The following is an 11,406-nucleotide window of genomic DNA, read 5'->3' on the forward strand; positions in this document are numbered from 1 at the left end:
TGGGAAACAACGCCGTAGGTGTTGCGCTTTTTTTGATTAATCCGCCATGAAATGTTTCATTATAACCATGCCTTCACAGAAAAAGCTCAACACCTATGGCGTTGAATCTCCTTGTGGATGCTCACCCGGGGTAGGCTCGTCCCTCGCCAACCCCGGGCTATCAAAAGAACAACTCGTACTGAGTTGCGTGGTGAGAACATTTATATTGCAAAATTCATTCATTGGAATAATGGCGCTATACCAATGCAGTTGCGTGGTGAAACAATTGTGAGTGTGACGTTGTTGATAATTAAAGGTGAAATGGTGTAAGGCAGACAAAGCCTCACCCCCAGCCCCTCTCCGAAGAGAGAGGGGAGTAGTTTGCTATGGAAATGGAGGAGGTTATTTGAGGGTTAATTGGGAGTGGTGATGTTGTTGATAAGTGAAGGTAAAATGGTTTGGGGCATTTCATCGTGTAATTTGTCGTGGTTTACCGCATGCAACGATGAGTGTGGTGTTATAAAATGAATGTTTCAACACCATCGGTGTTGCGCTTTTGATAGCCCAGGGTTGCCAAACGATAGTGCAGGCTACCCTGGGTTAACGTATGGTTTGTGGGAAACAACGCCGTAGGTGTTGCGCTTTTTCGGCGTTATCCGCCATAAAAGGTTTCATTATAACCATGCCTTCACAGAAAAAACTCAACACCTACGGCGTTGAATCTCCTTGCGAATGTTTACCCGGGGTAGGCTCGTCCCTCGCCAACCCCGGGCTATCAAAAACACAACTCGTACCGAGTTGCGAGATGAAACAATTGTCGCGATGATGTTGTTGCTAATTAGACATAAAATGGTTTGCGTTATTTCATCGTGTAAAATACGGTAAATCACACGACCATTTGATGCATTTTAGCGCGTAAAGTGACGCAGTTTATAATTCCGTTTTAGTTCAACGCCTACAATGTTGATTATCAATTGCATTGCAAACGATATCATTTTATCCTTTAAGATGATGAAGATTCGTAGCATTTCTCTTGTTGATTATAAATTATTTGTATTACTTTTGCAGTTGAAAATAAATGTTGGTAAAAAGCAAGTAATATGGATAGATTACCCAATGACCCAATGATTCTTTATAGTGCAGTTAATATGTTGCTGCGCGATAACTATGGTTCGCTTGATGAACTATGTGATGATATGAACGTGAATCGTAAGGATTTGGAAGATAAACTGGCTGCGGTTGGTTTCAAATACGACGAGAAACAGAATAAGTTTTGGTAAGAAAAAGGTATAGAAAGGACTCTCACGGCGTGCGTGGGAGTCTTTTTTTGTTTCATACATTCATAGGATTTGTGACAAGTTTCGGAGGATAGTGTTTCATGAAAGAGGAGGCTTTTTAGACCGATAGCCTTTGAAACAAGTACAGAAAAGCGTGATTTGGAAAAGAAATTACTTATCCATCGAGAATAAAGTTGACGAGAAAAGCGTATATTTGCAACAAGAGTTGTATAGAAAGAAGATATAACATTCATCATAAAGAACAGGAAAATGGTAAACTTAAGATTTGAGGCTGTAGCAGAAGCGTTTAGGAAACGTCCGTTAGATGTTGCTGTTCCACAAGAGCGTCCAAGTGAATACTTCGCTAAAAAGGTGTTCAATCGTCAGAAGATGTATAAGTATCTGCCACTTGATGTGTATGAGAAGTTGACAGATGTCATTGACAATGGTGCGCAACTTGACCGCTCTATTGCCGACGATGTGGCTCATGCCATGAAGCAATGGGCAATGGAAAACGGTGTCACTCACTACACTCACTGGTTCCAACCGCTAACAGAAGGGACGGCAGAAAAGCATGATGCCTTTGTAGAACACGACGGAAAGGGTGGTTTGATAGAAGAGTTCTCGGGGAAATTACTGGCACAGCAAGAGCCTGATGCTTCTTCTTTTCCTAACGGAGGCATTCGAAACACGTTTGAAGCACGTGGATATAGCGCCTGGGATCCTACCTCTCCAGTGTTCATTATCGATGATACCTTGTGCATACCGACTATATTTATCTCTTACACGGGTGAGGCTTTAGATTATAAAGCGCCTTTATTGCGCTCGCTTCATGCCGTGAATGTGGCTGCCACTAAGGTTTGTCACTACTTCAATAAGGATGTAAAGAAGGTGACAGCCAACTTGGGTTGGGAGCAGGAATATTTCCTTGTAGACGCTGATATCTATTCAACTCGCCCCGACTTAATGCTTACCGGTCGCACGTTGATGGGCCATGATTCGGCTAAAAACCAACAGATGGACGACCATTACTTTGGTACTATCCCCGAGAGAGTACAGGCTTTTATGAAAGATTTGGAGATACAAGCACTTGAACTTGGTATCCCCTGCAAGACAAGGCATAACGAAGTGGCCCCTGGTCAGTTTGAGTTGGCGCCGATATTTGAGGAATGTAACCTTGCTGTTGACCATAATATGGTGTTGATGAGCCTAATGAAGAAGGTGGCAAACAAACATGGGTTTAGAGTGTTGTTACACGAGAAACCATTCGATGGAATCAATGGAAGTGGAAAGCATAACAACTGGAGTCTCACGACCGATACGGGCATACTATTGCATCGTTCAGGGAAAACGGCTGAAGATAACCTGCGTTTTGTTGTCTTCATTGTAGAGACTTTGATGGCAGTTTATCGTCATAACGGGTTGTTAAAAGCCAGTGTTATGAGTGCAACTAACGACCATCGACTGGGTGCAAACGAGGCTCCTCCTGCCATCATCTCATCGTTTTTAGGAAAGCAACTCACTGATTTGCTCGACCATATTGAACTTGCTGACAAGAAGGATTTATTCACTGTGTCGGGTAAGAAGGGCATGAAGCTCGGCATACCAGAGATACCTGAGCTGCTCATTGATAACACAGACCGCAACAGAACGTCGCCCTTTGCCTTCACAGGGAATAGATTTGAGTTCCGCGCGGTAGGCAGTGAAGCCAATTGTGCGAGTGCAATGATTGTATTGAATGCTGCAGTTGCTGAGGCCTTGACTAACTTTAAGCAACGTGTTGACGCGCTCATTGCTGGGGGAGAAGATAAGACCAGTGCTATCATTGACGTCATTCGTGAGGATATCAAGACCTGTAAACCCATTCGTTTTGACGGCAATGGATATAGTGATGAATGGAAAGAAGAGGCTAAGAAGCGCGGACTTGACAGCGAATCTTCGTGCCCTGTGTGCTTCGATCGTTATTTAGATGAGGACAGTGTGGCTATGTTTGAGTTGACAAATGTCATGAGTCACGATGAACTTAAGGCTCGAAATGAAGTTAAATGGGAGACTTATACGAAGAAAATACAAATAGAAGCGCGCGTCATAGGCGACCTTGTGATGAATCATATCGTTCCAATTGCTACACATTATCAAAGTCAATTGGCCAAGAATGTGCAGAGTATGATTGATATTTTCGGTCGGGAGGAAGGGAAACTCCTAACGGAACGCAACATCAAAATTATCAAGGAGATTGCAGAACGCACGCAACTCATAGAGTCAGGAGTTGAAGAACTCGTCAACGCTCGTAAGGTTGCGAACCGTATTGAGGATGCCCGCGAGAAGGCAATTGCCTATCATGACAACATTGTTCCTAAGATGGCAGCCATTCGTTATCAGGTAGATAAGCTTGAACTTGTGGTGAGTGATGAGCTTTGGACATTGCCAAAATATCGTGAGTTGCTTTTCATCAGATAAGGAAAAGAATCGAATGTGTTGCTGAAACGATAGTGTTCTATTGTTGAAGGATAAGTCGTTTGAAACACAAATCGGCTGATTGAGTCGATAAAACCATAGGAAAAGGAAGTTTGTTTGTGGCATATACGAATGTATTATGACCCAAATGAACTTCCTTTTTGAGTTTTATGAATCATGGAGAACGCGCTTTTCAGCTTTCATTTTATTGCATATTGCAAACTTGAAGGCTTCACTCTATATAATATAATAAGGTGGAAGTTTGACTTAAATGATTCGACTTGAAGCGTAAACTATGGGTGGGCATGAGATTATTGGCATAAAAAAAAGGTAACCGAACAATGTCGGTTACCCCATATGAATTTAGAAATCAATATTCAAAACGCGTGGTTATGATTGACGACTCTCTGCGCTTTGGCAGGTGTCGAATGGCTGTTTGGCAGTCCATCCATAGTTCACGACACTTTCAAAAAGTGTATATGAAGCCACATCATCAATCATAACGTGGTGTTATGAAAGTTGATTTACGATTTAGCGAAGCTTAGTATAGCCATATTTTGCTACGCAACCAAGTTCTTCTTCGATGCGGATGAGCTGGTTGTACTTAGCCATACGGTCAGTGCGGCTCATTGAACCAGTCTTGATTTGGCCTGAGTTTGTAGCGACAGCAATGTCTGCAATGGTTGTATCCTCAGTCTCTCCAGAGCGGTGAGAAGTAACCGTTGTGTAGCCATGGCGGTGTGCCATCTCAATAGCTTCAAGGGTTTCAGTGAGAGAACCAATCTGGTTAACCTTGATAAGGATAGCATTTCCGGCTCCCATCTTAATACCTTTCTCGAGGAATTTAACGTTAGTTACAAACAAATCATCACCAACCAACTGGCAACGATCACCAATCTTAGCGGTCAGTTTCACCCAGTTCTCCCAGTCATTCTCATCGAGTCCGTCCTCAATTGAGTCGATAGGATACTTTGTAATGAGTTGTTCGAGGTAAGCAATCTGCTCATCTGCTGTGAACTTCTTACCGTTAGGATCCTTTGGCATGCCGTTCTTCAGCTGACGATAGTCATAGAACCACTGGCCATTCTCCTGTACTGCAAACTCTGAAGCAGCGCAGTCCATAGCAATCTTAACGTCTTTTCCTGGCTCGTAACCAGCGTCCTTGATAGCCTGAATGATTGAATCAAGAGCGTCTTCGATACCATCAAACTTAGGAGCGAAACCGCCTTCATCACCTACTGCAGTAGAAAGACCACGCTTCTTCAAGTTCTTTGCCAATGCGTGGAATACCTCTGCACCCATTCGAATAGCCTCTTTCTCTGAAGAAGCACCTACTGGACGGATCATAAACTCTTGGAAAGCGATTGGTGCATCACTATGAGCTCCACCGTTAATTATATTCATCATAGGAACTGGAAGCACGTAAGTGTTGGCGCCACCAATATAGCGATACAATGGTAAATTGAGTGCTTTTGCAGCAGTTTGTGCCACAGCTAAGCTCACACCAAGAATGGCATTAGCACCAAGTTTGCTCTTAGTTGGCGTACCATCAAGTGCTAACATCTTGTAATCGAGAGCGCGTTGGTTGCGTACATCCTCGCCTTTTAGGGCAGGAGCAATAACGTTATTGACGTTCTCTACAGCCTTAAGTACACCCTTACCACCATAGCGTTGCTTGTCGCCATCACGCAGTTCGAGGGCTTCATTCTCACCCGTTGATGCACCAGATGGTACACTTGCACGGCCCATTACACCGTTTTCGAGGGTTACTTCTACTTCAACTGTTGGATTACCTCTTGAATCGAGGATCTCTCTTGCATGGATTTTTTCAATCTTCATAGTTCTTTTTGTTATAGAGTTCTCTATGTTTTCGTGTGGCAAAGATAACAAAAAATATTCAAAACTGCAATACCTAATTATGAGGGTTTGCGTGGTTTAGCTGTCAGTTTGCCTCGTTTTCTGTTATAATACAACTATTATGCCAAGATGAAAGCATATAAACAAAAATTATAATTAAGTTTGTTTAACCACTCAGATATATGGTTTTTTCACTATCTTTGCGTCATCTGATGAAGGATGTGCTGTGGAATGACAAGCTAATGACAGCTTTGTCATGCCAATATAACAATGTTTTTGCAATTCACATTCCCCATCATGAGCTATCAACAACATTGAAAATGGAGAATAAAAGCTATCAGCCCGCCGAATTAAAACAGTTACATGGTGTGCTATATGAAATACTTGTCGAGATCGATCGTGTGTGTCGACTGCTTGATACCCCTTTCTTTATGATTGGAGGATCGGCAATCGGCGTTCACTTTTGGGGCGAAATAGTACCTTTCGACGATGATATTGACATTGGAATGAAGCGAGATGACTATGAACGCTTTATTAAAGAGGCACCAAAACTATTGAACTCGTCGTATTTTTTGCAATGTTTCGCGACAGAACCACATACCCCTTATTACTTCACTAAGGTCAGAAAAAACAATACTTTGTATGTAGAAGAAACGGTAAAGAACATCCCTATGCACCAAGGTATATTCATTGATGTGATTCCTTTCGACCATATTCCAGACTCTCCGAAGGCAGAACGTCGGCAAAGAAAACTCGCAAATCTCATTGATGTGTGCTTCCAGGCGAAAGAAGTATGGCTTTGGCGCTACTTCGGTCATTGCGAAATAGAGTATCCCCAGCGTCAAACTTTCTTGAATTGCTTGGTGACCCGTCTTGTTGCTACCTTCATTCCGAAGCGCCTTATCTATGCTTTGCTTCACAAAATCCTGACTTATTATAATAAGAAACACGTCACCTATTATAATAATGTGATGATTTCGGCCGACCATATTCCCGTAGTTGACCTTGAAAATTTAGTCAAACGCCCCTTTGGTCCATTGCAAGTTAATGTGCCATCAAACTTAGAAAACTATCTCAAATACCATTATCCAACACTTAAGAAATATATGACTGAAGAAGAAATTGCACGATATAGTCACGCACCCCAAGTGTTAAAGTTTTGAAGAATGAGTGGGATAGCAAAATGAAGTGAGTCAAATTACCGAGTAAAATGACGCAAATTACCGAGTAAAATGAGGCAGATTGCAGTGTGATTTCAGTCAGTTTGTTTTTTCGTTTTAGCGGAGTTTGAGAACCACATCATTTATAAAGCAAAGAAAACTGCGCTATATTCGTGTGAGTATAGCGCAGTTTCCTATTGTTAGTTCAATGCAATCATCATCGGTTTAGTTTCCAAGTGACTCCATCTTTCGTATCTTTTACTTCAAAACCAGCCTCAGAAAGTGCATCGCGTATCTTGTCACTGGTTGCCCAATCCTTATCCGCCTTTGCCTTAGCACGCAAATCTAATACCATGTCTACCACCTTTCCATAGGCTTCTTCGCGTGCTTCGTTGTTATCACCCTTTTCATTTTTCAAGCCCAAAAGGTTGAAAGCAAAGAGTTTCATCGCTTCACTTAGCTCATGAAGGCTATCAGAATCAATCGTAGTTTTATGGTCAAGAAGAGTATTTATGAGGTGACATGCTTCGAAAAGATAGCTGATTACGAGTGGCGTTTGCAAGTCGTCATTCATTGCATCATAGCAACGTTGGCGGAAATTCTTAACAAACTGCTGGGTCTCTGCATCGCAATGATCGCTCACAGGAACGCGTTCGAGGTCATCAAAGGCATTCATCAGTCTCTCATATCCTTTCTGAGCAGCTTCCAAAGCCTCATTAGAGAAGTCGACAGTACCACGATAATGTGCCGAAAGAATAAAGAAACGAATCGTCATTGGGCTATAAGCTTGGGTCAAACTTGCATGATTCCCGGTAAAGAATTGTTCCAAAGTGATAAAGTTTCCCAAGCTCTTTCCCATCTTTTGACCATTGATTGTGATCATGTTATTATGCATCCAATAGTGTACCATTTGGTCTCCTTGGCTTGCAACTGCTTGTGCTATTTCGCATTCATGATGTGGAAAGATGAGGTCCATACCGCCACCATGGATATCGAAATGACTGCCCAAATACTTCCTTCCCATAGCCGTGCACTCGCAATGCCAGCCAGGAAAGCCAACACTCCAAGGGCTTGGCCATCGCATAATGTGTTCAGGCTGCGCCTTCTTCCATAGTGCAAAGTCCACCTGATGCTTCTTTTCGCTGACGCCTTGAAGCTCTCGGCTGTTATTTATCAAGTCCGTTAGGTTGCGACCCGATAGGATTCCATACCTGTGGTCATTGTTATATTTCACTACATCGAAGTAAATGCTACCGTTACTCTCATAGGCATAGCCGTTGTTTAGAATCTCTTTTACGAGTTCTTCCTGTTCAATGATGTGCCCAGTAGCATGTGGTTCAATCGAAGGTGGCAACACATTGAGCGCTTCCATGGCTGCATGATAGCGGTTAGTATAGTGTTGTGCTATCTCCATTGGCTCCAGTTGTTCGAGTCTTGCCTTTTTTTCTATCTTGTCATCTCCTTCATCTGCATCGTGCTCTAAATGCCCAACGTCGGTTATATTGCGTACATATCTCACCTTATATCCTATGTGTTGCAGATAGCGGAATAGGATATCAAACGTTATTGCGGGTCGAGCGTGCCCCAAATGTGGGTCACCATAGACAGTCGGTCCACATACATACATGCCCACATTAGGTGCATGTTGCGGTTTGAACAGCTCTTTATGGCGTGTCAATGTATTATAAATGATGAGATTTTGTTCCATATTTCGAATGATTAATAACAATGAATGCAAAGTTAATGGAAAAAAGATGAATGGCAAAGCAAACGCTTTTTTAATTTGATGTCGGCTTGAATTATATCCTCGATAAAATCAAATCATCTCATAGGAAAAGTGTAATCCATGCAATGTTTGCCATTCCTTTGCACCTTTTCTTATGCCTTTTATTTTGTAATCCATCCTTTTTGTTGTAATTTTGCAACAGAAATCAATTTGAAACAACATATCGGTATGAATATAGAAAACGCAATATCAAGTTCTGTTCTCCTTGTAGTGAAAGAACTTTATGGCCAGGATGTGCCGGCAACAATGGTGCAACTGCAAAAGACACGTAGTAACTTTGAAGGCAATCTCACGTTGGTTGTGTTCCCCTTCTTAAAGCTTTCAAAGAAGAATCCCGAGCAAACGGCGCAGGAAATTGGCGAAGCTTTGGTGAAGAAATGTAGCGCAGTGTCTTCTTTCAACGTAGTAAAAGGGTTCTTAAACCTTGTTGTTGGCAAAGACGCTTGGCTGAGTTTGCTTAATGATATCAATGCCGATGAGAAGTTTGGTGAAAAGAAAGTATCCGATGATTCGCCATTAGTGATGATTGAATATAGTTCACCTAACACGAACAAACCATTGCATTTGGGTCATGTTCGCAATAATCTTTTGGGCTGGTCTTTGGCTCAAATCATGCAAGCTAACGGCTATAAAGTAGTCAAAACCAATATCGTTAACGACCGCGGTATACACATTTGTAAGTCTATGTTGGCTTGGTTGAAGTGGGGAAATGGCATTACTCCCGAGCAAGCGGGCAAGAAAGGCGACCACTTAATCGGTGATTTCTATGTGGCTTTTGACAAACATTACAGAGCCGAATGCGAGCAACTCAAAGCTCAATACATGCAAGAGGGCTTGTCAGAAGAGGCTGCTACCGAGAAGGCTAAAGCCGAAGCGCCTCTCATTAAGGAGGCACATGCCATGTTGGTAAAATGGGAACAGGGCGACAAAGAGGTCAGAGCACTCTGGGAAAAGATGAATAATTGGGTCTATGCTGGCTTTGATGAGACCTACAAAACACTTGGAGTGGGCTTCGATAAGATTTATTATGAGTCAGAAACTTACCTTGAAGGCAAGAAAAAGGTTGAGGAAGGACTCGCTAAAGGTCTATTCTTCCGCAAAGAAGACAATAGTGTTTGGGCCGACCTTACCAACGAAGGACTGGATCAAAAGTTACTACTTAGAAGCGATGGCACATCGGTTTACATGACACAAGATATCGGAACAGCCGATATGCGCTTTAAGGATTACCCGATAGATAAGATGATTTACGTCGTGGGTAATGAGCAAAACTATCACTTCCAGGTGCTTTCCATCTTGTTAGATCGCCTTGGTTTCAAGTGGGGTAAAGCCTTAGTACACTTCTCTTACGGTATGGTTGAACTGCCAAATGGTAAGATGAAGAGCCGCGAAGGCACTGTTGTAGACGCTGATGACCTTGTAGCGGCGATGATAGATGACGCTCGTAAGACAAGCGATGAACTCGGAAAGTTCAAGGATATGACCGAAGAAGAGAAACAAAACGTAGCTCGTATCGTTGGCTTGGGTGCCTTGAAATACTTTATTTTGAAGGTAGATGCACGCAAAAATATGCTGTTTAACCCTGAAGAAAGCATTGATTTCAATGGTAATACAGGGCCTTTCATCCAATATACCTACGCGAGAATACGTTCTATTTTGCGTAAGGCTGAGGCCGAAAACATCCCACTTCCCGAGACGTTGAGCACGGATGCACCTCTCAATGAGAAAGAAATCCAACTCATTCAAAAGCTTAATGACTTTGGTGCTGCAGTCGAACAAGCGGGTAAGGACTATAGTCCAAGTGGCATAGCCAACTATTGTTACGAGCTAACAAAAGACTTTAATCAGTTCTATCACGATTATAGCATCCTCAATGCCGACTCAAATGGCGAGAAGATTACACGCCTTGTGTTGGCCAAGAACGTAGCAAAGGTCATCAAAAATGGCATGGAACTGCTCGGAATCGAAGTTCCAGAACGTATGTAAACCCCTTTTTCAATCCCTTCAAATGGAGGGGATTGATGGGCTTAGACACGTGTCTTGTTTTATCTTCTGAATCGTTTTACATCACAAATCGTTATATTTTTGGCAAAGAAACACGAATTATCAGATGTCCCAGACTGGCGAAACGATACGGTTTTGCCATTGGCTGAGGACGTAGAAGCTTATGCCTGGGCAGTCGATGCGGCTTGTTCGGGCAACCCAGGTCCTATGGAATACCAGGCCGTCGACCTGCAAACGGGAGCACGTGTGTTTCATTTCGGCCCCATGTATGGCACAAATAACATTGGCGAATTCCTTGCTATTGTCCACGCTTTGGCTTTGATCGATAAGCAAGGTGACCGCAATCGTGTTGTCTATTCAGACAGTTATAACGCCATTTTGTGGGTAAAGAACAAGAAATGTAAAACGAAATTAGACCGCAATTCGCAAACCGAAGCCCTCTTTCAAATCGTAGAACGCGCCGAGAACTGGCTGCGTACGCATCAGGTAATGACGCGGGTGATGAAATGGGAAACCAAGAAGTGGGGGGAGGTTCCCGCCGATTTTGGGCGCAAGAAGTAAATCATCATGCAATAAAATGCCGCATTTCCTCAAGCAAAATGACGCAAATTGTCGTGTGAAATGCCTTGTTTTACACGATAAAATGACGCAAACCATTTAACCTTTAATTATCAATCATGTCACGCTCACAATTGTTTCATCTCGCAACTCGGTACGAGTTGTGTTTTTGATAGCCCGGGGTTGGCGAGGAACGAGCCTACCCCGGGTAAACGTTCGCAAGGAGATTCAACGCCATCGGTGTTGAGCTTTTTCTATAAAGACACGCTTATAATGAAACCTTTTATGGCGGATTACGCCGAAAAAGCACAACACCTACGGCGTTGGT

Annotated in this window: 8 protein-coding genes and 1 pseudogene; 6 read left to right on the forward strand and 3 right to left on the reverse strand. The window is 42.8% G+C overall.

From position 1 onward, the window contains the following. Positions 1-93: 93 nt before the first annotated feature. Entirely contained in the window at positions 94-222 is a 129-nt protein-coding gene (locus HMPREF9420_RS14870) for a hypothetical protein (protein WP_081457455.1), read from the reverse strand. A gap of 857 nt (positions 223-1,079) precedes the next feature. Here HMPREF9420_RS14870 and HMPREF9420_RS08180 point away from each other — a divergent pair. Next, entirely contained in the window at positions 1,080-1,259 is a 180-nt protein-coding gene (locus tag HMPREF9420_RS08180) for a DUF4250 domain-containing protein (RefSeq protein WP_007135121.1), read from the forward strand. 267 nt (positions 1,260-1,526) lie between these two features. Continuing rightward, complete coding sequence (locus HMPREF9420_RS08185) at positions 1,527-3,716, forward strand: glutamine synthetase III family protein (protein ID WP_007135122.1); 2,190 nt, start codon at positions 1,527-1,529, stop codon at positions 3,714-3,716. 528 nt (positions 3,717-4,244) lie between these two features. Here the strand turns inward: HMPREF9420_RS08185 and eno are convergent. Continuing rightward, positions 4,245-5,552: a phosphopyruvate hydratase gene (gene eno / locus HMPREF9420_RS08190; RefSeq protein ID WP_007135123.1), complete on the reverse strand. Its 1,308-nt coding sequence runs from the start codon at positions 5,550-5,552 to the stop codon at positions 4,245-4,247. A 200-nt stretch (positions 5,553-5,752) separates the two neighbouring features. On the opposite strand from eno, the gene HMPREF9420_RS08195 reads away from it, so the two are divergent. Next, positions 5,753-6,733, forward strand: coding sequence for a LicD family protein (locus tag HMPREF9420_RS08195; protein WP_081457456.1), 981 nt, complete (start codon positions 5,753-5,755; stop codon positions 6,731-6,733). 214 nt (positions 6,734-6,947) lie between these two features. Here HMPREF9420_RS08195 and cysS read toward each other — a convergent pair whose 3' ends face one another. Beyond that, a complete protein-coding gene (gene cysS / locus HMPREF9420_RS08200; protein ID WP_007135125.1) occupies positions 6,948-8,438 on the reverse strand; it encodes a cysteine--tRNA ligase in 1,491 nt (496 codons plus the stop codon). A 246-nt stretch (positions 8,439-8,684) separates the two neighbouring features. Between cysS and argS the strand changes: the two genes are divergently transcribed. The 3 genes and pseudogenes from argS to HMPREF9420_RS14725 form a co-directional block, all read left to right on the forward strand. Next, the gene (gene argS / locus HMPREF9420_RS08205; RefSeq protein ID WP_007135127.1) at positions 8,685-10,502 is read left to right on the forward strand and encodes an arginine--tRNA ligase; all 1,818 of its coding nucleotides are present in this window, start codon (positions 8,685-8,687) and stop codon (positions 10,500-10,502) included. Positions 10,503-10,601: 99 nt separating this feature from the next. Next, positions 10,602-11,081, forward strand: a complete 480-nt coding sequence (locus HMPREF9420_RS08210; RefSeq protein ID WP_007135128.1) for an RNase H family protein — start codon at positions 10,602-10,604, stop codon at positions 11,079-11,081. A gap of 129 nt (positions 11,082-11,210) precedes the next feature. Beyond that, positions 11,211-11,315: pseudogene (locus HMPREF9420_RS14725) on the forward strand (tetrahydrofolate synthase); the annotation flags it as partial. Positions 11,316-11,406 lie beyond the last annotated feature (91 nt).

Origin of the sequence: Segatella salivae DSM 15606, assembly GCF_000185845.1 — a bacterium.
Taxonomy (GTDB): domain Bacteria; phylum Bacteroidota; class Bacteroidia; order Bacteroidales; family Bacteroidaceae; genus Prevotella; species Prevotella salivae.